Here is a 25,084-nt window from a genome sequence, read left to right as displayed (position 1 = left end):
CGGGTATCCCTGATCGGTGCGCGAGCAGCGGAAGGAGACGGCGATGTCCGACAAGGAAAAGAAGGGCGCGGGGGCAGGGGCGCAGGTCGCCCCGGCCATGGGACCTCCGGTCCTCATCAACAAGGAGGACATCCCGGCGGTGCTGCCGATCCTCCCGCTGCGGAACTCGGTGTTCTTCCCCGGGGGCGTGCTGCCCCTGGCGGTGGGCCGCCAGAAGACCATCGCGCTCATCAAGGACGCGGTCCGCGACGAGCAGGTGATCGGCGTGGTCACGCAGCGCCGGGCCGAGGAGGAGGACCCGGGCGCGGCCGACCTGTACACGGTCGGGACGGTGGCGCGGGTGGTGAAGCTCCTGAAGATGGGCGAGGACAACTACTCGCTCGTCGTGCAGGGGCTCGCCCGGTTCAAGGTGCTCGAGCTCGTGCAGGAGAGCCCCTACCTCAAGGCGCGCATCGAGCCGGTCGAGGATCGCTCGGTGGTGGACGACGTCGAGGTCGAGGCGCTCGCCATCAACCTGAAGAAGCTGGCGCGCGAGGTCATCGAGCTCATGCCCGAGCTCCCGGCGGCCGCGACCGAGCTGGTCGAGTCCATCACGCACCCGGGCCACCTCGCCGATCTCATCGCGGCGAACGTGGACGTGCCCATCGAGGAGAAGCAGCAGGTCCTCGAGACCGTCGAGCTCAAGGCGCGCATGAAGCTCGTGCTCGAGCTGCTCAACCGCAAGCGCGAGATCCTCAAGCTCTCGAACAAGATCGACTCCGCCGTGAAGGGCGAGATGTCGAAGACGCAGCGCGAGTACTACCTGCGCCAGCAGCTCAAGGCCATCAAGGAGGAGCTGGGCGAGCTGGGCGAGGAGGAGGAGGAGCTCGACGAGCTGCAGGAGCGCCTGAAGAAGGCCGGGCTCCCGCCCGAGGTCGAGAAGGTCGCGCAGAAGGAGCTGAACCGGCTGAAGTCGATCCCGACCGCCAGCTCCGAGTACACGGTCGCCCGCACCTACCTCGACTGGATCGCCGACCTGCCCTGGGCCAAGCGCACCGACGACAACCTCGACATCGAGAACGCGCGGCAGATCCTCGACTCCGACCACTACGCGCTGGAGAAGATCAAGAAGCGCATCCTCGAGTACCTGGCGGTCCGCAAGCTGAAGAACGACATGCGCGGGCCGATCCTGTGCTTCGTGGGCCCGCCGGGCGTCGGCAAGACCTCCCTCGGCCAGTCGATCGCGCGCGCCACCGGCCGCAAGTTCGTGCGGCTCTCGCTGGGCGGCGTCCGCGACGAGGCCGAGATCCGCGGGCACCGGCGCACCTACGTGGGCGCCCTCCCCGGCCGCATCATCCAGTCGATGAAGAAGGCCGGGACGGTGAACCCGGTGATGATGCTCGACGAGATCGACAAGCTCGGGGCGGACTTCCGGGGCGATCCCTCGGCGGCCCTGCTCGAGGTGCTCGACCCCGAGCAGAACCACGCGTTCTCCGACCACTACCTCGACCTGTCCTACGATCTGTCGAAGGTGATGTTCATCGGCACCGCGAACCTGCTCGATCCCATCCCCGGCCCGCTCAAGGACCGCATGGAGATCCTGGAGCTGCCGGGGTACACGTTCGAGGAGAAGGTGCACATCGCGCAGAACCACCTGATCCCGAAGCAGCTCAGGGAGCACGGGCTCAGCGCCGACGCCATCGCCATCACCGAGAAGGCGCTCATCAAGATCATCATGGCGTACACGCGCGAGGCCGGCGTCCGGAACCTCGAGCGGCGCATCGCCGACGTGTGCCGCGCCATCGCGGTGGAGGTGGCGAGCGGCAAGATCGGCGCCGCCGCCAAGCGCGCCATCGAGGAGGCCGACGTCCTCGAGATCCTCGGGCCGGAGAAGTTCTACAACGAGACCGCCGAGCGGACCGAGATCGCGGGCGTCGCGACCGGCCTCGCCTGGACCGCCGCGGGCGGCGACATCCTGTTCATCGAGGCCACCAAGATGCCGGGCAAGGGGGCGCTGACCCTCACCGGCCAGCTCGGCGACGTGATGAAGGAGTCGGCGCAGGCCGCGCTCTCGTACCTGCGCTCGAAGTCCGACTCGCTCGGCATCCCGGTCAACTTCCTCGAGAAGACCGACCTGCACATCCACTTCCCGGCGGGCGCGATCCCGAAGGACGGTCCCAGCGCCGGCGTGACCATCCTCACCGCGCTCGTGTCGTTGCTCACCGGCATCCGGGTGCGCTCCGACGTCGCCATGACCGGCGAGGTCACGCTGCGCGGCCTGGTGCTCCCGGTGGGCGGCATCAAGGAGAAGGTGCTCGCCGCGCACCGGGCCGGCATCAAGCGGATCATCATCCCGGCCCGCAACGAGAAGGACCTGCTGGACGTGCCCGAGCAGGCGCGCAAGGAGGTCGAGTTCGTCTTCGCGGCGCACATGGACGAGGTGCTGGCGGCGGCGCTGGAGGAGAACCCGGTCGGCCGCAAGCCGCCGGCGGCGCCCGAGCCCGAGGGCGAGAAGAAGCCCGGGGCGACGCCGACGCCTCCCGCCAAGAAGCCGGACGAGATCCGGGTCTAGGTCCAGGTCCCCGCCGGCAGGCCCCCGGGCATGCTTCGACGGGGCCACGGCGCTCGGGGCGGCGCGGTCCGCCCCGGGCGCCTGCTACACTCGCGGCATGGCGGGGGTGGCGCTCATCACGGGCTCCGGCGGCGCCGTGGCCGACGCGGTCGCGGCCGAGCTCGCGCGCGCCGGCTGGAGCCCGCGCCCCGTGGCGCTCTCCGCCGAGGGCTTCGGCGCCGCGGGCGAGGCGCCGGCCCGCGCGGTGGTGCACCTCGGCGTGCGGACCCCCCGCGACCTGCCCGAGCCCGCCCGCATCGCGGTGGAGGCCGGCGCCGCGCGCGCCGCCGCCGAGCTGGCGCGCCGTGCCGGCGCCGGGCGGCTGGTCCACGTCTCCACCGCCGGCGTGTACGGACGCCCCCGCAACCTGCCCTGCCGCGAGGGCGAGCTGAAGGCGCCGCGCACCGCGCACGAGCGGGTCCGCTGGGCGGCGGAGCAGGCGAGCTGGGCCGCCTTCCGCAAGGGGGCACCGCTCACGGTGCTCCGCCCCACGGTGCTCTACGGTCCGTCGCTGCGCGGCGGCCCGCTGCGCGTGCTCGCGCTGGTGGCGCTCTTCAACCAGCGGCGGCGGCGCGTGCCCATCATCCGCCGCGGGCCGGTGGCGCACCTGCTCCACCTCGACGACCTCGCGCGAGCGGTGGTCCACGTGCTCGACCACCCGGACGCGGAGGCGGTGCGGGGCCGCGCCTTCAACGTGGCCGACGAGGCGCCGCTGCCGCTCGCCGAGCACCTCGCCGCCGCGCTCACCGCCCTCGGCTACGAGCCGGGCCGCATCCTGCCGACCGCCCCGCGGCTCACCTCGGCGCTGCTCTGGCTGGTGCGCCACGTGCCGGATCGCGCGCTGCTCGCCCGCGTCAACGGGCGGCTGGCGCGCGGATGGGGGCGGCTCTCGTCCCGCACCGGCGTGGGGCCGGCGCTCGTCCCGCGCATCGAGCGCGAGGCGCTCCACTGGATGAGCGCGGACCACTACTACGACACCTCGCGCATCGAGGCCCTCGGCTGGCGCCCGCGCCACCCGATCTCGACCGCGGCCATGCCGGAGACCGTGCGCGCGCTGGTGTCGGATCACCTGCTCCCCGGCTCAGGGGCGGGTGCCCTGCCCGCCTGGTAGGGGGGCACGTCCCACCCGCCCCTGACCGCGGTGGACGACTTGTGGCCGGGCCCGGGCGGCCGTGTCATAGTGGCGCCCCTCACCCCGCCACGGATGTCGTGATCCGGCGCTCGCGGCGGGCGCCCAGGAACCCTCTCAGATGCACGTGGTCGCAGGCAACGCGCTCCCGCTCCGCCCGGACCGGCGCTCCCCCACCGTCGGGGGGGCGCCGCGGTGATCCGGATGCTGGGCCGGTACGAGCTCCTCGAGCAGGTGGGGAGCGGCGGGATGGCCGTGGTGTACCGCGGCCGCGACACCGCGCTCGACCGCGAGGTGGCGGTGAAGCTGCTCCACCCGCACCTGGCGTCGGCGCCGGACTCGCGCGCCCGCTTCTCGCGCGAGGCGCGCGCGGTCGCGCGCCTGTCGCACCCCGCCATCGTCGAGATCTACGACTACGCCGGCGACGCGGCGGTCGAGAGCTACCTCGTCACCGAGTTCGTGCGCGGCCGCACGCTGCGCGCCTGGGCGGCCGGCGTCGGCTTCGGCTTCCCCGAGCTCGGCATGCTGGTGGGGCGCACGCTCGCCGACGCGCTCGCGCACGCGCACGCGGCCGGGGTCATCCACCGCGACCTCAAGCCCGAGAACGTGCTGGTCCACGAGGACGAGCCGCCCTCGGTGAAGCTCGCCGACTTCGGCATCGCCCGGATCCTCGCGTCCGACGAGCGCATGACCATGACCGGCGCGCTGGTGGGCTCGCCGCACCACATGGCGCCGGAGATCGTGGAGGGGCACGACGCCGACGCGCGCAGCGACGTCTTCTCGCTCGGCACCATCCTGTACTGGCTCGCCACCGGCAAGCTGCCGTTCGCCGCCTCGAACCCGACCGCCATCCTGCGCCGCGTCCTGGAGGGCGACTTCGAGGACCCGCGCCAGGCCGACCCGCGCGTGCCCGGCGCGCTCGCCGCGCTGATCCGGCGCTGCCTGCAGGTCGACCCGGCGAAGCGCCCGGCCACCATGGTCGAGGTGCGCGACGCGCTGGACCGGCTCCTCGCCGAGGTCGGGATCGACCGGCCCGACGAGGCGCTCCTCGCGTTCCTGCGCGACCCCGCCGCGGCGAAGGCCGCCTTCCCGGCCCGCGCCGCCGCCGCGCTCGTCGCGCTCGGCGACGCCGCCGCCGCGGAGGGCGCGGCCGCGCGCGCGCTGGCCTACTACGACCGCGTGCTCGCCATCGACCCGGGCAACGCCGAGGTCCCGGCCAAGCTGGCGCGCCTGGCGCGGCGCCGCCGCCTCCGCCGGGCCGCCGCGGTGGCCGGCGGGGTGCTGGCGGTGCTGGCCGCGGCGGGCGCCCTCGCGCTCACCGTCGGACCGCGGCTGCGGGCCGCCCTCGCGCCCCCACCCCCGCGCCCGCCCCCGGCCGTGGTCCGCGCCTCGCCGGATCCCGCGCCCGCCCCGGCGCCCGCCCGCGAGGCCCCCGCCGCCCCGGCACGCGCGCCCGCCGGCCCCCAGGGCTCCCCCGCGACCGGCGCCCCCACCCCGGCCGTCGCTGCGCCGCACCCGGCGGCCGCCGCCGTCCCGTTCACGGTCCACGTCCGCCCCTACGCGCAGCGCGCGCTCCTCGACGGCGTCGAGGTCGCGCACGACCAGCAGCTCGTCCGCTTCGAGCTTCCGCCCGGCCCGCACGTCATCCAGGTCGAGCACGCCTGCTGCTCGCCGTTCGTGCGGCGCATCTCCGCCGAGGAGGCCGCGCGCCAGGGCGAGCTGCGCGTGCCGCTCGAGCCGCGCCCGGCCAGGCTCCGGGTCGAAGGCGATCCCGCCACCCGCGTCTACCTGGACGGCCGGCTGGTGGGCACCGCCGGCGAGTCGCAGCGGGCCCCGTTCCTGGTCGCGGTCCCGGCCGGCGGCGAGAGCCCCTACGAGGCGCCCGCCCGCATCCTGCTCGACCTGGCGGGCGCGCCCGCCCGCACGCTCGACGTGAAGCTGCGCGCCGGCGGCGAGGTGACCGTGGCGGCGACCCAGGCCCAGGAGTCCCCGTGAACGCGATCCCCCTGCTGCTGGCGCTCTCGCTGCTCGCGCCCCCGGAGCTGAAGCGGGCCAAGGACCGCTTCGAGTTCGGTGCGTACGGCGACGCCGCCGGGGCGCTCCGCCAGATGCTGGCGGGCGACCCGGCGCTCACCGACGACGAGGCCGTCGAGGCGTACCGGATGCTCGGCATCTCCGAGTTCAACCTGGGCGACCTCCCCGCGGCGCGGGCCGCGTTCGTGAACCTGCTCTCGCACGATCCGGACTACGCGCTCGACCCGTTCCTGGTGCCGCCCGCCATCGTGGAGTTCTTCGACCGCGTCAAGAAGGAGCACGAGCCGGCGCTGGCGCCACTGCGCGAGCGGCGCCGGGCGCTCCGCGAGCAGCAGCGGCTGGCCGACGAGGCCAAGCGGCGGCTGCTCACCGAGGAGCAGGCGCGCACCGGGCCGCCGACGAAGGTGGTGCGGGTGCAGGAGCGGCTCTACCTGTTCAACTGGATGCCGTTCGGCGCCGGGCAGTTCCAGAACGGCGACCGGGCCAAGGGCACCGCCATCGCGGCCGGCCAGATCGCGCTCGGCGCGGTGAACATCGCGGCCATCGTCATCCACAACCAGCTCGCCGACGACCGGACCCGCACCTGCACCTCCGGCCAGCCCGGCTGCTCCAACCCGCCCTACAGCGACTCCGACCGCCGGGTGCTCCGGAACGTCGAGGTGGTGAAGTACGTCTCGGCCGCCATGTTCTGGGCGCTCTACGGCTACGGCGTGTGGGACGCCCATCGCCACTTCGTCCCCATCGTCGAGACGGAGATGGGGCCGGGCGGCGAGCCGGCCGGCGCGTCGCTGAAGCTCGAGTGGAGGTACTAGGGGACCCGTGGCCACGCTCATCGTGAGAGGACCGGACGGCTCCGAGCGCGAGGTCGCGCTGGTGAAGCGCATCACCAGCGTGGGCCGTGATCCGGAGAACGACGTGCCGGTGGAGGACCCGGCGCTGCCCGCCACCGCGCTGCACATCCACTTCGACGGGAAGGACTACAACGCCGCCGCCCACGACCGCTCCGACATGACGGTGAACGGGAAGCGGCGGGGCGCCTGGCGCCTGGGGCCGGGCGACCGGATCCGGGTGGCGGGCACCGAGCTCACCTTCGAGGCCGTGGCGCGCACGCCGCTGCCGTCGGCCCGGCCCATCGCCGGCCAGCGGCTGCAGGCGCTCGAGACGCTGGTGCGCTTCTCCGAGCGGCTCCTCGGGGCGACCGACCTGAACCGGCTGCTCGACGAACTGATGGACGCGCTGCTCGAGGTCACCCACGCCGACAAGGGGTTCCTGATCCTGCTCGAGGACGGGGAGATGAGCGTCCGCGCCGCGCGCAACGTGGCCCGCGAGACCATCGAGGGCGCGGTCGAGCGGGTCTCCGACTCGATCATCCGGCGCGTGGTGGAGACCCGCCGCGCGCTGGTGGTGGCCGACGCGCTGCACGACTCGGAGTGGTCGGGCTCGACGTCGGTGGTGAACCTGAAGCTCTGCTCGGTGATGTGCGCCCCGCTCATGCAGAAGGGCGAGGTCTTCGGCGTCATCTACCTCGGCAACGACAACGTGGTCTCGCTGTTCGACGAGCGCGCCCTCGAGCTGCTCGCGCCGTTCGCCGCGCAGGCGTCGCTGCTGGTGCAGAACGCCATGCTGCTCGACTCGCTGCGCCGCGAGAACCTCTCCCTCAAGGAGGCGGTGGCGTCGCGGCAGTACGGCGACCTCATCGGCGCCGGCGCCTCGATGCGCGAGGTCTACCGGCGCATCGACAAGGTGGCCGGGACCGACATCTCGGTGCTGGTGTCCGGCGAGACCGGCACCGGCAAGGAGGTGGTGGCCCGCGAGATCCACCGGCGCTCCACGCGCGCCACCGGGCCGTTCGTGGCGGTGAACTGCGGCGCCATCCCGGAGGCGCTGCTCGAGTCCGAGCTGTTCGGCCACGTGAAGGGCGCGTTCACCGGGGCGGTGGCCACCCGCATCGGCAAGTTCCAGGCGGCCCACGGCGGCACGCTGTTCCTCGACGAGATCGGCGACATGCCGCTCGCGCTGCAGGTGAAGATCCTGCGGGCGCTGCAGGATCGCGCCGTCACCAAGGTGGGCGACAACCGCCCGGAGGCGGTGGACCTGCGGGTGGTGGCCGCCACGAACCGCGTGCTCGAGGACGAGATCCGCAAGGGCACGTTCCGCGAGGACCTGTACTACCGGCTGAACGTGGTCGCCATCCACCTGCCCCCGCTCCGCGATCGCGGCGAGGACGTGGTGGTCATCGGCAAGTACTTCCTGCAGAAGTACGCGAAGGAGTTCGGCGCGCGCGTGCGCGGGTTCACCCCCGGCGCGCTCGTGGCCATGCGCAAGTACGCGTGGCCGGGCAACATCCGCGAGCTCGAGAACCGGGTGAAGAAGGCGGTGGTGCTGGCCGACCGCGCGCTGGTCTCGGCGGAGGACCTCGATCTCCGCCCGGAGATCCTCGAGCCCATCCTCCCGCTCGCCCAGGCGAAGGAGGAGTTCCAGAAGCGGTACATCAACGAGGTGCTGGAGCGGAACGCCGGGAACCGCACCAAGACCGCGAAGGACCTGGGCGTGGACCCGCGCACCGTGTTCCGCCACCTCGAGAAGCTCGAGGCCGAGCGGCGCGGCCAGGTCCTGCCGCCCGACGACGAGGAGACCGAGGCGTGAACCGTCCCCTCCTGCCCGCGGCCCTGGGCGCGCTCGCGCTCGCGCTGGCCGGCTGCCCGCTCCCGCAGCCGCTCCCCGACTACCCCAAGGGCGGCACCATCACGCCGCCCCGCATCCTGGCCGACGGCATCACCGTGAACGGCGTGGCCGCGGCGGGCGTGCCGCTCGTGACCGTGCCCGCGGACTGCGCCGGCGCCGAGCCGCGCTACGAGCTCGCCGCGCAGCTCCTCGACTCGAACACGCTCGAGCAGGTCGAGGTCCGCTGGTTCGTGGACTACCAGCCGACGCAGGGCGGCGCCTCGTGGGTGCGGCAGGAGTCGGTGCCGGCGAGCGCGGACCAGACCGTCCTCACCCGCGATCCGTCGCCGTTCACGTTCCTGCCCTACCAGCACGCGCCGCGGACCGCCGGCGCGGTCCACGTGGTGGAGCTGGTGGTGTCGAACAACTTCTTCGCGCCGGCCGACGAGGCCGCGCTGCCGAACCGGAGCGCCGCGTCGGGCTTCGAGACGCAGGTGTACCGCTGGACGTTCCTGCTGGTGCCGGGGACGGACGGCTGCCCCGCGAGCTAGCCGCGCTCCGGCGGCCTCGAGACCGCCTCCTGCGCCTGGCGCAGCGCCTGCGCGGCGCGCCGGGCCAGGTCCGCCTCCTCCTGCGCGAACCGGTTCACCTGGGCCCGGTAGGCCCGGTGCACCTGCAGGACCGCCTCGCGGGCCTGCGCCAGCTCCTCGCGCCCGCCGAAGCCCTGCGGGTCGGGGTCGCGGGCGTCCAGCCGGCAGCGATCCGCGAGGTCGTCCACCCGCTGCTCCCACTCGCGCGCCCAGATCTCCCAGCGCGCGATCGCGTCGCCCTCGCCCACCTCGTCCGCGAGGCGCCAGGCCCGGTGGTTCTGCTCGGCGTGCAGCGCCTCGAGCTCGGTCACGCACACGCGCAGGGCCGCGCGGGTGGGGAGCGCGCCGGTGGCGGCGGGGCGGTGCGGCCCGCGCAGGTTCCGCACGATGCTGGTGAGGACCACCGCCAGCGCGACCGCGATGACGGTGAAGTAGAGCGCCCAGAGGGCCAGCCGGAACGGGCGGTAGCGCGGATCACGCGGGGGCGGCACGCGCCGGACTCTGCCAAAGGGACGGGGGGGCGTCCACCCGGTTCTTCCGCGCGAGCGCGGGACCCCGCGCAGCCCGAGAACCTTCGCGCCAGCGCGCGCCCCGTGGTGCAGCGCGAGGGCGCGAGGGTCCGCTAGGCGGCCGGCGGCGCGTGCGGCGGCTCACCGGCGACCACGCCGAGGAACGTGCACTGGCGCCCGCTCACCATGGCACGGAGGCACCGCAGGTACACCGTCGGCCCCCAGAGCCGGAGGATGGTGAAGGAGTGACGGATCACGTCCTTGCCTGTGATGGTGCCCTGCACGCCCGCCGATGTTTGCATCCGCAGTGCCGAGACCGCGCGCGCGGATTGTCCCGCCGTTACAGGCGATCGCACATGCGCGTCGGCGCACACCTCGCGCGAGACGGAGCTTTCTTCAGCCCTCGAGCGCAAGGGATGCTGCCGCACCCGATCCGGACCCCATCCATTTCATTCGTGCAATTCGTACTGCACATTTGAAAGGTCCGTCCGCCCGCAGGGACGGCGCCAGCCCGGTAAAGTCGCCTGAATTCATCGACTTCTGGATACCCGTTCCGGGGCACGGCGATTGCGTAAGGAGCGCGCGGTAACGCTGCGGCGGTGCCTGGATACCCCCCCCTTTCCAGGTTCCGATCGCGCGGTTCACCGCTGGGACGCTCTCGGCGCGGTTCGCTCGTTCACCTCGGATCCGACTTCAGCCGCGCCGAGAGCAGCCCTCTTCCTCGACCCTCCGGATCCTGCGGCGCCTAGCGGCGGCCGACGCGACGCTCGAGGTCCGCGAGCGAGAGCTCGAAGACCACCGGCCGGCCGTGCGGGCAGCGCGCCTTGAAGTCGATGGCGTCGAGCCCGTCGAGGAGCGCGCGCGCCTCCTCCGGCGAGACGTCCTGGTTGGCGCGCACCGCCGCGTGGCAAGCCATGGTGGCGAGCAGGTCGTGGAACGCATCGTCCACCGCGCTGCCGCGCTCCACCTCCGCGAGCTGGCTGCCGAGATCGGTGAGCAGCGCGGTGAGGTCCACCCCGGCGAGCGCTGCCGGCGCGCCCTTCACGGCGAACGCCTCGCCGCCGAACGGCTCCGCGTCGAACCCGAGCCGGCCCAGCTCCGCGAGCCCGGCCTCCAGGGCGCGCGCCGCGGCGGGCGGGAGCGTCACCACCTGCGGCAGCAGGAACGGCTGCACCGGGATGCGGCGCGCCCGGAACGCCTCCCGAAGCCGGTGGAACAGCATCCGCTCGTGGCTGGCGTGCTGGTCGATCACCACCAACGTCCCGCCGGGCGCCTCGCAGAGCAGGTACGTCCGCGCATGCTGCCCGACGTAGCGCAGCGCGGCGAAGTATCCCTCCGGCCGCGGGCCCGCCTCCGGCCCGGCGCCGGGCGCGGGCGCGACCGGGAACGCGAGCCGGCCGGTCGCCCAGGCGCCCGGGGCGGGCTGGACGAGCGTCGCCCCGCTCCCCTCCGGCGGCCGCGCCGCGCGCGCCCAGGCCAGCACCTCGGCGGCCTCCTCGCCGGCCACCGGCACCGGGGCCGGCCCGCCGCCGTTCCCCGCCGGAACGCCGTCGCCCGGCTGCGGGCGCGCGCGCAGCCAGGGCGCGGTGCGGAGGGCGCCGGCCACGGTGTGGAACAGCGCGTCGAACACCTCGCGCCCCTCCGCGAACCGGACCTCGAGCTTCTGCGGGTGCACGTTCACGTCCACGCGGTGGAGCGGCAGCTCCACGAACAGGACGCCGGCGGGATGCCGCCCGGGCGGCAGCGTGCCGGCGAACGCGCGCAGCACGGCGTGGGCGGCGGCGCGATCGCGCACGTAGCGCCCGTTCACGAACAGGTAGAGCGCCCGCCCGGTGGCCTCGGAGTGGTCCGGCGAGCAGATGAGCCCGTGGACGCGCACCTCGCCGCGGCGGGCGTCCACCGGGAGCAGGTGCCGGTGCGCCTCCCGCCCCAGCGCCTGCCCGGCCCGGTCGGCCAGGCCGCCGCCCGCGCGCGCGCCCAGCACCAGCCGTCCGGCGGAGCGGAGCGTGAACCCCACGTCCGGCCGCGCCAGCGCCAGCCGGATCACCGCCTCGGAGACGTGCCCCGCCTCGGTGGAGGCCGCGCGCATGAACTTGCGGCGGGCCGGCGTGTTGAAGAACAGGTCCCGGACCTCGACGGTGGTGCCGCGCGGCCGGGCCACCGGCGCCACCTCGCCCAGCACGCCCCCCTCGATCTCCACCCGCGTGCCGGCGCCGTCCTCGCCGGCCGAGGTGTCGAGGCGGAAGCGCGAGACCGACGCGATGGCCGGCACCGCCTCGCCCCGGAAGCCCATGGTCCCGATGGCGGCGAGCCCCTCGGCGTCGCGCAGCTTGCTGGTCGCGTGGCGCTCGAGCGCGAGCAGCGCATCGTCGCGGTCCATGCCCGACCCGTCGTCCGCCACCCGGACCAGCGCGAGCCCGCCCTCCTCCACGTCCACGCCGACGGAGGTGGCGCCGGCGTCGAGCGCGTTCTCGACCAGCTCCTTGACGATCGAGGCCGGCCGCTCGACCACCTCGCCCGCGGCGATCTGGTTGACGAGCCCGGGCGGGAGGACGTGGATGCGCGGCATGGCGCCCGTTCGTACCACGGCGATCCGACGCGGCGGCTCCCCCCAGCGAACGTTTGACGCCTGCCGCCGCGTGCGTCTATGTGGACGCGATGGCGGGAGGGACCGGCAAGAAGAAGGCCGCGGGTCGGCGCGGGGCCGCGCGCCTGCCCGGCGCCGCGCGGCCGGCTCCGCGACCGGTGCTCGGCAACGACCCGTTCACCCGGGGTGCGGCGCCGCGCCCGCCCGCCGCGCCGCCCGCTTCGCCGCCCTCCCCGGCTCCTTCGTCCGGGCCGCCGCCCGCGCCCGCCGTCGCCGCGGTCGCGCCGGCGCCCTCGCCGGCCCCCCCGTGGTCCGCGGCCGCCGCCGCCTCGCCCCCGGCGCCCGAGGCGCCGGCCCGCGCGCCGGACCGCACCCGGACGCTCCCGGCCGACCGCACCGGCGCGCAGGCGCGGCTCGCCGACGTGGAGCGGCGGCTCGACTCGGCGCTCGACGGCCTGGAGGCGCGCGTGGGCGATCTCGCCGCACGCGCCGGGCTGGCCGGGGCGCGCCGCGAGGTGACCGAGGCGGTGGCGCGGCTCGCCCCCGTGGTGGCGGCGAAGCTGGGCGCGGCGCTGGACCTGGCGCGGCTGCTCGAGCCGCCCGAGCGGCTCGACCGCCACGGGATGGACCCGCGGCTGGTGGAGCGGGCCGAGCCGCTGGTCGAGCTGCTGTACGCCACCTGGTGGCGCACCACCGTGCGCGACGCGGAGCACGTCCCGGCGACCGGGCCGGTCATGGTGGTCGCGAACCACGCCGGCGTCGTCCCGTGGGACGCGCTGGTCCTGCGGCACGCGCTCCGCCGCGATCACCCCGCGCGGCGGGAGCTCCGCCCGCTGCTCGATGACCGTGAGTGCGACCTGCCGGTGATGGGCGGCCTGGCGGTGCGGCTGGGCGCCGTGCGCGCCACGCCCGAGGCGGCGGGGCGCATCCTGCAGGAGGGCGGCGCGCTGGGCGTGTTCCCGGAGGGCAGCGCCGGCGCCCGCAAGCCCTGGGGCGAGCGCTACCGCCTGCAGCGGTTCGGCCGCGGCGGCTTCGTCAAGGTGGCGCTGCGTGCCGGCGCGACGCTCGTCCCCTGCGCCATCGTCGGCAGCGAGGAGGCGGCGCCCGGCATCTCGCGCACCGGCTGGCTGGCGGACCGGCTGGGGCTGCCGCTGCTCACGGCGAGCCCGCTGCTCCGGCTGGCGCCCGCGGCGCTGCTGCCCCTGCCCTCGCGCTGGTCGCTCCGCTTCGGCCCGCCCATCCCGCTGGCCGGCCGCTCGCCGGCCGACGCGGAGGACCCGGCGCGGGTGGGCGAGCTGGCGGAGACGGTCCGCGCGACGCTGCAGGGCATGCTGGACGAGGACGTGTCCGCGCGCGGCTCGGTGTTCCTCTAGCGCGGTGCGGCGGGCAGAGTCAGAGCGCCTCGGCGCGCGCCGCGGCGGGCGGGATGGCCGTGCGGAGGTGCGCCAGGCGGACCTGCGGCGGCGGGACCTTCAGGTCCTGGACCAGGCGCACCGCCGCGAGCGCGCGCAGCGCGTACCAGGACAGATCGATCTCCCACCAGAAGAAGCCCTGCCGCGCGCTGGCCGCGTAGAAGTGGTGGTTGTTGTGCCACCCCTCGCCCAGCGTCACGAGCGCGAGGACCAGGCTGTTGCGCGAGCCGTCGTCGGTGGCGTAGCGGCGGCGGCCGAACACGTGCGCGAGCGAGTTGATGACGAACGTGCCGTGCCAGAGCGCGACGGTGGAGACGAAGAACCCCCACAGCAGCGCCGGCAGCCCGCCCGCCAGGAACAGCCCGATGGCGAGCGCCGCCGGCGGCACCAGGTGGTGGCGGTCGATCCACCGCAGCTCCGGGAAGCGCGCGAGGTCGCGCACGCGGTCGAGCTTCGTCTCGTGGTGGCGGCGGGAGAGGATCCAGCCCACGTGGCTCCACCAGAACCCCCGCTCCAGCGGCGAGTGGACGTCCTCCGGCCCGTCGGAGTGGCGGTGGTGGTCGCGGTGGTGGGCGGCCCACCAGAGCGGGCCCTTCTGCGCCGCGCTCGCGCCGAGCACCGCGAGCAGGAGCTGGAACGCGCGCGAGGTCCGGTAGCTGCGGTGCGAGAAGTACCGGTGATACCCGGCCGTCACCGCGAACATGCGCAGCGCGTACAGCCCGGCCGCGAGCGCGCCCCAGCGCCACTCGAGCGGCGCCAGCCACGGGGTGGCCAGCGCCACGAGGTGCGCGGCGAAGAACGGGAGCGAGGGCAGCCAGTCGATGCGGTCGGGGTCGCGCGGCATGAGCCCCGGAGCTTGGCGGGCCGCTGTCACGGGTGCGTCACCGCGGTTCGTGCGCTCGCCCGGCGGCGGGGGATGCCCCCCGCGACGCGCGGCCCCAGAGTGTGATCCGGGCGGTGGTCGCGCGTCTCCGGCGGCCGGCCGTCCGGACGGGGGATCCGCCATGCTGGAGCAGACCGTCGAGCCGGTGGTCGATGTGCAGAAGGAGGCGTTCATCCGGCTGATGGCGGAGACGCTCCCGCTCGCGGGCTACGCCGGCGTCCGCGCCGATCTGCCGGGCTGGGACACGCCCGACGTGATCCACGGCGCCATGCGCGATCACCGCCCGAGCCTGTTCTGCGAGGCGCCGAAGCCGGTGTTCCTCGACGTCCTCTCGCCCGGCCCGGTGGCGCTCGAGGAGGTGGCGAGCCGCTGGCAGCTCTTCTCCTCCGCCGCCGAGCTGGCCGGCGGCGAGTTCCACGTGGTGCTGCCGCGGTGGGTCGCGGGGCGCGATGGGCGCCAGGTCGCGAAGCAGATCGCCGAGCTGGTCGGCGTCCGCATCGGCTACATCTGGGCGGTCTAGGGCCGGGACGATCGGGCCCGCCGGCGCTCCTCCTCCACCGGATCCTTCTCGGCCGCCGCGGGCTCGTCGCTGGCGCCCTCGAACGCGGCCACCGCCCGCAGGAAGCTCCACACCTGCCGCGCCGCCGACGGGCCGGGATCCTCGGGCCCGTCCGACCAGCCCGGGTGGCCCGTCCGCATCCGCGCATAGAGCGCGTCCGCGGTCATCCGATCGGTGAGCCGCGAGAGGTTCGGCCCCGCCTCGCCGCCCGCCTTGCGCACGCGGTGGCAGCCGATGCAGCGCGCGCCGAAGCGATCCGCGCCGAGGCGCGCGCCGTCCGGGGCGCCGTCCGGGACCGCCAGGGCGCGGCCGTAGGTGGTGAACGAGTTCGCGAGCTCGAGCGCCACCACGCCCCGCGCCCACCACAGCCGGGCGCGCGGGTCGGTCTCGAGGCCGCGCTGGTCGAACGTGGGCCAGGCGATGACGCGCTCCGGGAGCGGCTGGCCGTCGGCGCGATCCGCCAGCACCGGCTGGAGCTGCCGGATCAGCGTGAGCGGGATGGGGATGGCGCGGCGGTCCCGGGTCCGAACGATCACCACGTCCGCGCCCCGGGTCCGCTCCACGCGGTCGCTCACCAGCGCCGCGAGCGCGGTGCCCTCCCAGGTCGCCGCCCGGCCCGACTCCGGGTCGAGGCCGTGCACCGTCCGCTGCGGCAGCGCCGCCAGCTCGGCTCGGCCGAGCGGGTACGGGCCGCCCTTCACGGCGCCGCGCACCTCGACCTCGGTCTCACTCGGCGTGACGTGCGGGAGGCGAGGTCCGGACGAGCATGCGGCGAGGACGAGGAGCAGAACGGTCGGCTTTCTCATGGGGCTCGTTTGGGCTATGTTCCCGGCTCCCGACGACCTCTCGGAGCGACTCAGCATGGCACGCGCGTTCATCGGAAGCACGGAATGCCGGGTACACGTGGACAAGGATCTCGGCGACACCTGGGCGGTGACGGTCTACCCGCCCCCGACGCAGGCCGGTCCGGCCGCCCCACTGGTGGTGAAGCTCCAGGGCACGGACAAGGAGAAGGCCACCAAGGGCGCGCTGGAGATCCTCCAGGGCGCCGGCAAGATCGACAAGTACGAGCTGTAGGCCGGGGCCTTCACGGGCCCTCGGTCCGCAGGACGGAGCCCGCCGGCAGCGCCGCCAGCAGCGCGCGCAGGGCCGCCTCCACCCGGGCCGCGTCCTTCGCCTCCAGCGTGACCTTCACCCGGTGGTCGGCCCCGGCGTCGAAGCGCGGGTAGCTGCCGATCTCGACCGCCGGGTGCGCCGCCGCCACCGCGTCGAGCGCGGGCGCGATCTCGCCCTCGCCCGCCGACAGGTACACGCAGGCGAGGCGGAACGGCGGCGCCTGGAGCAGGTGCGCGATGCGCTCGAACTGGTGCCGGTAGAACTGCGGCACGCCCGGCAGCATCACCACGTTCTCGAGCGCGAGCGTCGGGTAGCCCTCGTCCCCGAGCAGCCGCGTCCCCTCGGGCACGTCGGCCATGCGCAGCGCCGCCTCGGGCGGCTCGGCGCCCGGGTGGCCGCGCCGGTGCAGCGCGCGGATGGTCTCGACCAGCGCCGGCGAGCGGTGCATGGGCCTGCCGAGCGCCTCCGCCACCGCGCGGACGGTGATGTCGTCGTGCGTCGGCCCCACCCCACCCGAGGTGAACACCCAGTCCACCTGCCGGCACAGGGCCAGGACCGCGGCGGAGACCTCGTCCACCCGGTCGCGCACGGTCCGGATGGTGACCAGCTCCACGCCCAGCTCCCGGAGCCGGCGCGCGGTGAACGGCCCGTTCTCGTCCTGGACCTTGGCGGAGAGGACCTCGTTGCCGACGACGACGAGGGCGGCGGTGGGCGTGCGGGGCATCGCCCCCTCCCGTAACCCGTCCCGCGCGCGGACGCCAGCCGGCTACAGGGTCGAGACGGCCGCCCACACCGCGGCGGCCACGGCCTCCACCGGGCGCTCACCGTCGATCTCGATCACGCTCTCGCCCGCCTGGCGCAACAGCGCGATGGCGCGATCGTACTCGGCGGCCACCTTCCGCTGGAACGCGCCCACCTCGTAGATCTCGCGGTCGAGCGACGCGGCGCGCCGGCGCCGCAGCGCGACCTCGGGCCGCACCCGGAGGAACAGCGTCGCGTCCGGCGGGCCCGCCGCCCCGTTCACCTGGCGGACCCACTCCATCTCCCCGAGCGCCGCGCCCTGGTAGGCGAGCGACGACAGCGTGTAGCGGTCGGAGACGACGTCGATCCCCGCGGCCAGCTTCGGGTCGATCTCGACGGCCCGGTGATCGCGGCGATCCGCCGCGAACAGCAGCGCGAGCGCGTGCGGGTCGAAGTCCGCGCCCGCGACGCCGGTCACGCGGCGCGTCAGCACCTGGCGAACGAGCGCGCCCACCGGCCCCCCGGACGGCTCGGCGGTGACGTGGGCGGTGCGGCCGTCCGCGCGGAGCCGCTCGCCGAGCAGCCGCGCCTGCGTGGTGGTCCCGGCGCCGTCGAGCCCCTCGAGGACGACGAAGCGGCCGCGAGCGGCCGGACGTCCGCGTCCGCCGCCCCCCGCCGCGCTCACGGATCCAGCCTCAGCGTCTCGCGCAGCGCGCGGAACCGCGCGTACAGCGCGTCCTCCTCGCGCATGAGGCGGCGAGCGCGCAGGAAGGAGCGGACGGCGAGCACGAGCAGCACCACCGCCGCCGCGACCGCGAGGTACAGGAACACCGGCGGGCCCTTCGCCACCTTGCGGACCATGCCGGGCTTGAGCTTGCCCCAGCGATCCCAGGCGAGCGCGATGGACGCGCCCACGCCGATGAGCCCGGCGAAGATCTCGTAGGCCCCGCGCCGGGCCACGTCGATGGAGCGGCGCACCTCGAGTCGCTTCGCGAGCGCGTCGTGCTCGGCGCGGAGCGCGCCGGTCTCGGCGCCGGGATGGGTGGGCGTGGGGGTGCTCATGGGCCGCGTTCTACCCTCGCCCGAAGCGGCCGGCAATCGCGTCCTGGACCGCGCCGAGCGTGGCGGGGAGCTGGACGGCCGGATTGCGCAGCCCGGCGCGGATCCCGGGCAAGGTCTGGTCGTGGTAGCCGACCTTGAAGTCCGAGAACTTGAGGCCGTGCGCGGTGGAGATCACCACCACCCGCTCGCCCCGCTTCACCACCCCGCGCGCGGCGAGCTTCTCGAGCGCGGCGAGCGCCACGCCGGTGTGCGGACAGGTGAACATGCCGGCCCGGTCCGCGCGCGCGGCCGCGTCGGCGAGCTCCTGCTCGCTGGCCTGCTCGACCACGCCGTCGAGCGCCTCCAGCGCGCGCAGCGCGCGGCGCGCCGACACCGGGGCGCCGATCTGGATGGCGGAGGCGAGCGTCTTCCGGGCGGCGAGCGGCGCGACCTCGACCGCGGCGGTGGGCTTCACCCCGGCGCCGGTGGTGGCCCGCCAGAGCGGGTTCGCGTGCTCCGCCTGCGCGACCACCAGGCGCGGGAGCCGGTCCACCACGCCCAGCTCCTTCATGAGCAGGAAGCCCTTCCCGACCGCGCTCGCGTTCCCCAGGTTGCCGCCCGGGATCACGATCCAGTCCGGCGAGGTCCAGCCGAGCTGCTGCGCGATCTCGATGGAGGCGGTCTTCTGCCCCTCGATGCGCAGCGAGTTCATCGAGTTCGCGAGGTAGATGTCCTTGGTGCGGCTGAGCTGCTTCACCACCTGCATGCAGCCGTCGAAGTCGGTGTCGAGCTCGAGCACCAGCGCGCCGTTCGAGATGGGCTGGACGAGCTGCGCGGTGGAGATCTTGCCGCGCGGCAGCAGCACCACGCTGGGGATGCCGGCGGCGGCGCAGTAGGCGGAGAGCGCGGCCGAGGTGTCGCCGGTGGAGGCGCAGGCGACCGCGCGCACGGCGGCGCCGCGGGCCCGCATCTCCTTCACCGCGGAGACGAGCACGGTCATGCCCAGGTCCTTGAACGACCCGGTGTGCGTGACCCCGCACTCCTTCAGCCACACGTCGTCGAGGCCGAGTTCGCGGGCGTAGCGATCGATGCGGAGCAGCGGGCTGCCGCCCTCGAACATCGAGACGACGTTGGCGTCGGCGATGCCGGGGTAGACCCACTCCTTCTTGCCCCATACCCCCGAGCCGTACGGCCAGGCGCCCAGCTTGAAGCGCCCGTCGAACAGCGCCTTCCACTCGGCGGCGCTCCGGGTCGCGAGCGCGGCGCGGTCGTGCTCGACCTCGAGCAGCCCGCCGCAGCGCGGGCACTCGTAGACCACCTCGGTGAGCTCGGCGCGGAAGTCGCAACCGTCCGCGCAGCGGAACCAGGACGAGAACGCGGGCGCGGCCATCGCTACCGCCCGCCCGGGCCCTTCTTGAGGAACTTCTCGATCCGCTCGGCGGCGAGCTGCACGCGCGGCTCGTCCACGATGAGCGCGATGCGGACGCTGCCCTCGCCGGTCGGCCCGAAGCCGATGCCCGGGGCGACCGCGACGCCGGCCTCGTCGATGAGCCGCTTGCAGAACTCCAGCGAGCCGAGCTGGCGGAACGGCTCGGGGATGGGCGCCCACGCGAACATCGAGGCGGCCGGCGCCGGCACCTGCCACCCGGCCGCGCCGAAGTGGCGGACGAGCGCGTCGCGGCGGACCCGGTACTTCTCGCGGATCTTCACCACCTCGTCGTCGCACTCGTCGAGCGCGGTGATCGCGGCGGCCTGCACGGCGCCGAACAGGCCGTAGTCGAGGTAGCTCTTCACCCGCGCCGCCGCGGCCACCAGCGCCGGGTTGCCCGCGCAGAAGCCCACGCGCCAGCCCGGCATGTTGTAGCTCTTCGACAGCGACATGAACTCGAGGGTGCGGTCGCGCGCGCCCGGCACGGCCAGCATCGACGGCGCCTTCGGGCCGTCGAAGACGATGTCGCAGTAGGCCAGGTCGGACACGATGAACATGTCCCGCGCCTCGGCGAACCGGACGATCTTCTCGAACAGCTCCTGGGTGGCCACCGCCGCGGTCGGGTTCGCGGGGAAGTTCACCACCAGGCCCTTCGGCCGCTTCTCGGCGCGCTCCGCCGCGGCCACCAGCGACTCGAAGAAGTCCACGCCCGGGCCGACCGCCACCGGCAAGGACTCGGCGCCCGCCAGCACCGCGCCGAACGCGTGGATGGGATAGGTCGGCGCGGGCGCGAGGACCGTGTCGCCCTCGGCGAGCATGGCGATGAGGGCGTGCCCGATGCCCTCCTTCGAGCCGATGGTGACGAGCACCTCGCGCTCGGGATCGACCTCGACGCCCTGGCGCCGCTTCCACCAGCGCGACACCGCCGCGCGCAGCTCCGGCTGGCCGCGCGGGTTCAGGTACCGGTGCAGCTTCGGGTCCCCCACGGCGCTGCGCAGCCGCTCCACGATCCGGTCCGGCGTGGCGCCGTCCGGGTTGCCCATGGAGAAGTCCACCACGTCCACCCCGCGCGCGATGGCCTCGTCGCGCAGGCGATCGGTGACGGTGAAGACGTACGGCGGCAGGCGCTTGACGCGCGCAAAGGCCTCGGGGTCGTTGAAGGTCTTCATGGCGGGACCCGCCAATTTGCCGGGACGCGCGCCGAATGGCAAGCGCCGAGCTACCCCGCCGTGACGGGCGCGCGTGCCCCGCAAGCGGGACATGGCCCGGAGACCACCCACGCGCCGCAGCCGCAGCGCCAGCCCGCGGGACCGGCCTCGGCGGGCGTGGCGCCGGCGAGCGGCAGGCGCATCCCGCACCGGCCGCAGAGCCGCTCCCCGGGCATCGCCGGCGTCCGGCAGTAGCGGCAGGTCACGAACACCGGCAGCGGCGTGCGCTCCGTGGCGGGGAGCTCCACCCCGGTCCGCTCCACGTCCGGCGTCGGGGCCACGTCCACCTCGACCGGCGCGGCGAGCGTCGGCTCCAGCGCCTCCGCCAGCCCGTCCGGCGGGGCCGGCTCGAACGCAGCCTCGCCCACCCGCGTCGGCTCCAGCCCGGGCACGGCCTCGCCCGGCGCCTGCACGGCCGCGAACCGCGTCGGCTCGAGCCCGTCGATCGGGGACACCTCGTCGCCCGGCACGCCGTGGAGAGCGAGGCGCTTGCCGCAGACCTCGCACTCGGAGCCGAGCGCCTGGGGGTGGTCGCACACGGGGCAGACGATCATGCGCGGGGATCATACCGCAGGCGGGAGGTGCGTGAGCGGGACGAAGCGGACGGGGAGGACGTCCTCGCTCTCCTCGATCCCGTCCGCGCCGCGCTCGACCACGCGGAGCACCTGCTCCGACTCCGCCTCACCCACCGGCAGCACCATCCGTCCGCCCGGCGCGAGCTGCGCCCGGAGCGCCGGCGGGACGCGCGGCGCGGCGGCGGTGACGAGGATGCGCTCGAACGGCGCCGCCTCCGGCCACCCCAGCGCGCCGTCGCCCTCGCGCAGGTGGACGTTCGCGAGGCCGAGCTCCTCGAGCAGCAGCGCACGCGCCCGCGCCGCCAGCCCGGGGACGATCTCGACCGACCACACCTCGCCGGCGAGCCGCGCCAGCAGCGCGGTCTGGTAACCGGAGCCGGTGCCGACCTCCAGCACGCGCTCGCCGCCCTCGAGCTCGAGCGCCTCGGTCATGAACGCCACCACGTACGGCTGCGAGATGGTCTGGCCGAAGCCGATGGGGAGCGGCCGATCGGCGTAGGCCTCGGCCGAGAGGTCGCGGGACACGAAGCGCGCGCGGTCGAGCGCCGCGATCGCGTCGAGGACGCGCCGGTCGCGGATGCCCATGTGGCCGAGCCAGGCGGCGAGCTCCGTGCTCACGCCCGATGCTAGGCACTCCCGCGCCGCGCCCGCGAGGTGGCGCGCCGCCGCCGTCCGCCGGGGCGAGCCCGCCGGGGGCGGCCGCGGCGCTAGCCCACCTGCGCCAGCGAGAGCCGCCCGGCCCAGCGGCCGGCGAGCGCCTCGCGCGCCGCGGCGTGCTCGGGGCGGGCCAGGTCGCCGTCGCGCTCCACCAGGCCGAACGCCTCCTCCCGCGCCTCCTCCAGGATGGCCTCGTCGCGGTAGAGGTCGGCGACGTCGAGCAGCTTCTGCCCGGACTGCCGGGTCCCGAGCAGCTCGCCGGGGCCGCGGATGCGCAGGTCCACCCGCGCGATCTCGAACCCGTCCTGCGTCTCCTCCATGGCCCGCAGCCGCTCGCGCGCGTCGTCGCCGGCCCGGCGGAAGTGCGCGAGCAGCAGGCAGTGGCTCTTCGCCGCGCCGCGCCCCACCCGCCCCCGGAGCTGGTGCAGCTGCGAGAGGCCGAAGCGCTCGGCGTGCTCGACGATCATGACGCTCGCGTTGGGCACGTCCACGCCCACCTCGATGACGGTGGTCGCGACCAGCACGTGGACCTCGCCGGCGCGGAAGCGGTCCATGACCCGCTGCTTCTCCTCAGGCTTCATCCGCCCGTGCAGCAGCCCGATCTCGTGGCCGGGGAACACCTTCCCCAGGTCGGCCGCGCCGGTGGTGGCGTCGGCGAGGTCGGTCTTCTCCGACTCCTCCACCAGCGGGTACACCACGTACACCTGCCGGCCCGCCTCGAGCTCGCCGCGCGCGAGCGCGTAGGCCGCCTTGCGCTGCGAGTCGCCGAACAGCCGCGTGGTCACCGGGGTGCGGCCCGGCGGCAGCTCGGAGATCTTGGACTGGTCGAGGTCGCCGTAGAACGCGAGCGCCAGGGTGCGGGGGATGGGCGTCGCGGTCATGACCAGCACGTCCGGGCGGCGCCCCTTGGAGATGAGCGAGGCCCGCTGCATCACGCCGAAGCGGTGCTGCTCGTCCACCACCACCAGGCCGAGCCGCTCGAACCCGACCGCCTGCTCCAGCAGCGCGTGCGTCCCCACCGCGATGCGCGCCCTGCCCTCCGCCACCGCCGCCCGCGCCTCGCGCTGCCCCTTGCCGCGCGCGCTCGCGCCCACCAGCGCCACCTCGACCCCGCGCCCCTCCAGCCAGCGCGACAGCGTGCGCGCGTGCTGCTCGGCCAGGATCTCGGTCGGCACCATGAGCGCCGCCTGCCAGCCGGACTGGACCGCCAGCATCATCGCGGCGAACGCGACCGCGGTCTTGCCGCTGCCGACGTCGCCCTGCAGCAGCCGGTTCATGGGCTCGGCGTCGGCCATGTCCCGGGCGATCTCGGCGAGCGCGCGCTCCTGCGCGCCGGTGAGCCGGAAGGGCAGCGGCTCGACCGCGCGGGCCAGCGCCGCCGGCGAGGCGTCGAACGCGATCCCCGCCTCGGCCCGGACCCCGCGCCGCCGCATGGCGAGCGCGAGCTGCAGGAAGAACAGCTCCTCGAACACGAGCCGCCGGAAGGCCGGCGTCACCCGCTCTGCCGCGTGGAGCGGGTCGGTGCCGGCCGGCGGGAAGTGGGCCTCGCGCAGCGCCTCGGCGCGGCCGACCAGGCCGCGGCGGGCGCGGATCTCCGCGGGCACGTCGTCCACCGCCGCGGGCACGAGCTCGTCCACCAGGCGCTTCATCAGCTTGCGCAGCGCCGGGTGCTGGTAGTCGGCCGGGCCCGGGTAGACGGGCACGATGCGCCCGAAGTTGGCGGAGTCGCCGGCCTGGACCTTCTCCACCTCCGGCTGGCTCATCTGGCGCCGCGCGCCGAAGCCCTCGGTGACCTTGCCCGAGCAGAGCAGCGACTCGCCCGCCGCGAACTGCTTCAGGCGCCACGGCGGCGGGTTGAAGAACACGAGCTCCAGCGCGGAGCCGCCCTCCTGCACGCCGACCTTGAGGAGGGGCTTCCCGCTGCGCATGCGCTGGACGCGCACGTGGCTCACGGTCCCGAGCACGGCCGCCTCGTCCCCCACCCGCAGCTCGGAGATGCGGCGCAGCGCGGTGCGGTCCTGGTACGCGCGCGGCCACAGCTCCAGCGCCGCCTCCACCGTCTCGCGCCCGCGCTCCTCCAGCAGCGCCCGCGGCGCCGGGTGGACCCGCGGCAGGTCGGCGAGGCGCGTGGCGAGGCGGCGGCGGCGGGCGGCGCGCTCCTCCGGCGTGCGCGCCTCGGGGAGCGCGTGCCAGGGCGGATCCGGCGCGAGCGGGACGCGCGGGGCGGGCGCGTCCACCGGCGGCGGGGCGCTCGCGGCGGGCGGCGGCGCGGCTTGCCGTCCCGGGCGCGCGACGGATCCCTGCGCCGCGCGCGGGCGGGGCGGCGCCGCGCGCGGCTGGGGCGGCGCCGGAGACGCCGCCTGCGCGGCGGGCGGGGGCGTGCCGCCGGGGCGCGCCTCGGCCTCGACGCGCGCGGCCCGCGCCAGCGCGCGCAGCTCCTCGGGAACCGGGATGAGCGCCGCGACATCGGCGGCGATGCGCGCCAGCGCCTTGCGCCGCGCGGCGAGCGGGAGCGCGTCGAAGCCCTCCGCCTCCAGCTCCAGCCGGCGCAGTGCGGGCGAGTCGCCGGCCCCGGCCGCGCGGGCGCGCGCGACCGCGCCGCGCACCGTCTCGCCGAAGCCGGTGAGCCGGGGCGCGCCGGCGAAGCCGTCCTTCACCGCGAAGCGGAGCGGCGGCAGCAGCGCCTCGAGCGCGCGCGCGGCGGCGGCGCCGGGGAGGTCTCCCTCCTGGCGCGGATCCGCCGGGCCGCCCTGCTTGCGCTCCACGGCGGCGAGGCTACCAGCCGGGTCCGACTACTCGGACTCCGTCGGCAGCTCCTCCTCCACGAACGCGACCGACTGGATCTCGTACTCCTTCTCGCCGCCGGGCGAGCGCACCACCACCGTGTCGCCCTCGCTGCGCCCGATGAGCGCGCGCGCGATCGGGCTCGTGACCGAGATCTTGCCCTGCTTCAGGTCGGCCTCCAGCTCGCCCACGATGCGGTACGTCACCTGGTCGCCGGACTCGGCGTCCTCGAGCGAGACGGTCGCGCCGAACACCACGCGGTCGCCGGCGTGCTTGGTCACGTCGATGACCTCGGCGCTGGCGATCCAGTGCTCCACCTGCGCGATCCGGCCCTCGATGTGGCTCTGCTTCTCCTTGGCCGCGTGGTACTCGGCGTTCTCGGAGAGATCCCCGTGCGCGCGCGCCTCCGCGATCTCCTTCACGATCTTGGGACGCTCGACGCTCTTGAGCCGCCTCAGCTCATCCTTCAGCCGGACGAGGCCGCCCTTGGTCATGGGGACGCGTTGCATCGTTTCACCTTCCCGAAAAACGAGGACGGCCGACCCCGGGGATGCCCGGAGCGGCCGCGTTCCTCTT

23 protein-coding genes are annotated in these 25,084 nt (G+C 75.1%); 9 read left to right on the top strand and 14 right to left on the bottom strand.

From position 1 onward, the window contains the following. Positions 1–43 precede the first annotated feature (43 nt). The 6 genes from lon (at position 44) to A2CP1_RS11190 (ending at position 8,968) form a co-directional block, all read left to right on the top strand. The gene (lon, locus tag A2CP1_RS11215; protein WP_012633408.1) at positions 44–2,551 is read left to right on the top strand and encodes an endopeptidase La; all 2,508 of its coding nucleotides are present in this window, start codon (positions 44–46) and stop codon (positions 2,549–2,551) included. Positions 2,552–2,648: 97 nt separating this feature from the next. Then, positions 2,649–3,701 (top strand): NAD-dependent epimerase/dehydratase family protein, encoded by a 1,053-nt coding sequence (locus A2CP1_RS11210; RefSeq protein WP_012633407.1) that lies wholly within the window; start codon positions 2,649–2,651, stop codon positions 3,699–3,701. Positions 3,702–3,923: 222 nt separating this feature from the next. Beyond that, positions 3,924–5,714 (top strand): serine/threonine-protein kinase, encoded by a 1,791-nt coding sequence (locus A2CP1_RS11205; RefSeq protein ID WP_012633406.1) that lies wholly within the window; start codon positions 3,924–3,926, stop codon positions 5,712–5,714. Then, the gene (locus A2CP1_RS11200) at positions 5,711–6,565 is read left to right on the top strand and encodes a tetratricopeptide repeat protein (RefSeq protein ID WP_012526166.1); all 855 of its coding nucleotides are present in this window, start codon (positions 5,711–5,713) and stop codon (positions 6,563–6,565) included. Before A2CP1_RS11205 ends, A2CP1_RS11200 begins: the two co-directional genes overlap by 4 nt. Before the next feature lie 7 nt (positions 6,566–6,572). Further along, on the top strand, positions 6,573–8,399 hold the full coding sequence (locus tag A2CP1_RS11195; RefSeq protein ID WP_012526165.1) for a sigma-54-dependent Fis family transcriptional regulator: 1,827 nt from the start codon (positions 6,573–6,575) through the stop codon (positions 8,397–8,399). After that, a complete protein-coding gene (locus tag A2CP1_RS11190) occupies positions 8,396–8,968 on the top strand; it encodes a hypothetical protein (RefSeq protein WP_012633405.1) in 573 nt (190 codons plus the stop codon). Before A2CP1_RS11195 ends, A2CP1_RS11190 begins: the two co-directional genes overlap by 4 nt. Here A2CP1_RS11190 and A2CP1_RS11185 read toward each other — a convergent pair. From A2CP1_RS11185 to mutL, 3 genes are all read right to left on the bottom strand, one after another. Then, positions 8,965–9,498, bottom strand: coding sequence for a hypothetical protein (locus A2CP1_RS11185; protein WP_012633404.1), 534 nt, complete (start codon positions 9,496–9,498; stop codon positions 8,965–8,967). The two genes, A2CP1_RS11190 and A2CP1_RS11185, sit on opposite strands and share 4 nt — an antisense overlap. Positions 9,499–9,629: 131 nt before the next feature. Further along, positions 9,630–9,800, bottom strand: coding sequence for a hypothetical protein (locus A2CP1_RS23475; RefSeq protein WP_012526162.1), 171 nt, complete (start codon positions 9,798–9,800; stop codon positions 9,630–9,632). Between the two features lie 461 nt (positions 9,801–10,261). Continuing rightward, positions 10,262–12,085: a DNA mismatch repair endonuclease MutL gene (mutL, locus tag A2CP1_RS11175; protein ID WP_012633402.1), complete on the bottom strand. Its 1,824-nt coding sequence runs from the start codon at positions 12,083–12,085 to the stop codon at positions 10,262–10,264. 89 nt (positions 12,086–12,174) lie between these two features. Here mutL and A2CP1_RS11170 point away from each other — a divergent pair, with 89 nt between their 5' ends. Continuing rightward, complete coding sequence (locus A2CP1_RS11170; RefSeq protein WP_012633401.1) at positions 12,175–13,476, top strand: lysophospholipid acyltransferase family protein; 1,302 nt, start codon at positions 12,175–12,177, stop codon at positions 13,474–13,476. 19 nt (positions 13,477–13,495) lie between these two features. On the opposite strand, the gene A2CP1_RS23940 is transcribed toward A2CP1_RS11170, so the two are convergent. Continuing rightward, entirely contained in the window at positions 13,496–14,359 is an 864-nt protein-coding gene (locus A2CP1_RS23940) for an acyl-CoA desaturase (protein ID WP_012633400.1), read from the bottom strand. Positions 14,360–14,519: 160 nt separating this feature from the next. On the opposite strand from A2CP1_RS23940, the gene A2CP1_RS11160 reads away from it, so the two are divergent. Beyond that, positions 14,520–14,918 carry a hypothetical protein gene (locus A2CP1_RS11160; protein ID WP_012526158.1) on the top strand — a complete coding sequence of 133 codons (399 nt, stop codon included), beginning with the start codon at positions 14,520–14,522 and terminating at the stop codon, positions 14,916–14,918. Here A2CP1_RS11160 and A2CP1_RS11155 read toward each other — a convergent pair. Then, positions 14,915–15,763, bottom strand: a complete 849-nt coding sequence (locus A2CP1_RS11155; protein ID WP_041450504.1) for a c-type cytochrome — start codon at positions 15,761–15,763, stop codon at positions 14,915–14,917. The two genes, A2CP1_RS11160 and A2CP1_RS11155, sit on opposite strands and share 4 nt — an antisense overlap. A 97-nt stretch (positions 15,764–15,860) precedes the next feature. On the opposite strand from A2CP1_RS11155, the gene A2CP1_RS11150 reads away from it, so the two are divergent. Further along, the gene (locus A2CP1_RS11150) at positions 15,861–16,034 is read left to right on the top strand and encodes a hypothetical protein (protein WP_232288427.1); all 174 of its coding nucleotides are present in this window, start codon (positions 15,861–15,863) and stop codon (positions 16,032–16,034) included. Between the two features lie 10 nt (positions 16,035–16,044). Here the strand turns inward: A2CP1_RS11150 and A2CP1_RS11145 are convergent, their stop codons facing one another. From A2CP1_RS11145 to greA, 9 genes are all read right to left on the bottom strand, one after another. Then, positions 16,045–16,797 (bottom strand): competence/damage-inducible protein A, encoded by a 753-nt coding sequence (locus A2CP1_RS11145; protein WP_012633398.1) that lies wholly within the window; start codon positions 16,795–16,797, stop codon positions 16,045–16,047. Positions 16,798–16,839: 42 nt separating this feature from the next. Then, entirely contained in the window at positions 16,840–17,499 is a 660-nt protein-coding gene (tmk, locus tag A2CP1_RS11140; protein WP_012633397.1) for a dTMP kinase, read from the bottom strand. Beyond that, complete coding sequence (locus tag A2CP1_RS11135; RefSeq protein ID WP_012633396.1) at positions 17,496–17,876, bottom strand: hypothetical protein; 381 nt, start codon at positions 17,874–17,876, stop codon at positions 17,496–17,498. The genes tmk and A2CP1_RS11135 overlap by 4 nt, the downstream gene beginning before the upstream one ends. A gap of 10 nt (positions 17,877–17,886) precedes the next feature. Further along, positions 17,887–19,245, bottom strand: coding sequence for a threonine synthase (thrC, locus tag A2CP1_RS11130; protein ID WP_012633395.1), 1,359 nt, complete (start codon positions 19,243–19,245; stop codon positions 17,887–17,889). Between the two features lie 2 nt (positions 19,246–19,247). Further along, positions 19,248–20,453: an aminotransferase class I/II-fold pyridoxal phosphate-dependent enzyme gene (locus A2CP1_RS11125; RefSeq protein WP_012633394.1), complete on the bottom strand. Its 1,206-nt coding sequence runs from the start codon at positions 20,451–20,453 to the stop codon at positions 19,248–19,250. Positions 20,454–20,503: 50 nt separating this feature from the next. Beyond that, a complete protein-coding gene (locus A2CP1_RS11120) occupies positions 20,504–21,046 on the bottom strand; it encodes a hypothetical protein (protein WP_012633393.1) in 543 nt (180 codons plus the stop codon). Between the two features lie 9 nt (positions 21,047–21,055). Further along, positions 21,056–21,652, bottom strand: coding sequence for a protein-L-isoaspartate(D-aspartate) O-methyltransferase (locus A2CP1_RS11115; protein ID WP_049771387.1), 597 nt, complete (start codon positions 21,650–21,652; stop codon positions 21,056–21,058). 122 nt (positions 21,653–21,774) lie between these two features. Beyond that, on the bottom strand, positions 21,775–24,489 hold the full coding sequence (gene recG, locus A2CP1_RS11110; protein WP_012633391.1) for an ATP-dependent DNA helicase RecG: 2,715 nt from the start codon (positions 24,487–24,489) through the stop codon (positions 21,775–21,777). Positions 24,490–24,516: 27 nt separating this feature from the next. Further along, positions 24,517–25,017 carry a transcription elongation factor GreA gene (greA, locus tag A2CP1_RS11105; protein ID WP_012526147.1) on the bottom strand — a complete coding sequence of 167 codons (501 nt, stop codon included), beginning with the start codon at positions 25,015–25,017 and terminating at the stop codon, positions 24,517–24,519. Positions 25,018–25,084: the final 67 nt, after the last annotated feature.

Origin of the sequence: Anaeromyxobacter dehalogenans 2CP-1 (assembly GCF_000022145.1) — a bacterium.
GTDB lineage: Bacteria > Myxococcota > Myxococcia > Myxococcales > Anaeromyxobacteraceae > Anaeromyxobacter > Anaeromyxobacter dehalogenans.
Note: the sequence above shows the minus strand (reverse complement) of the source record. Positions and strands in the feature narration are given on the sequence as shown.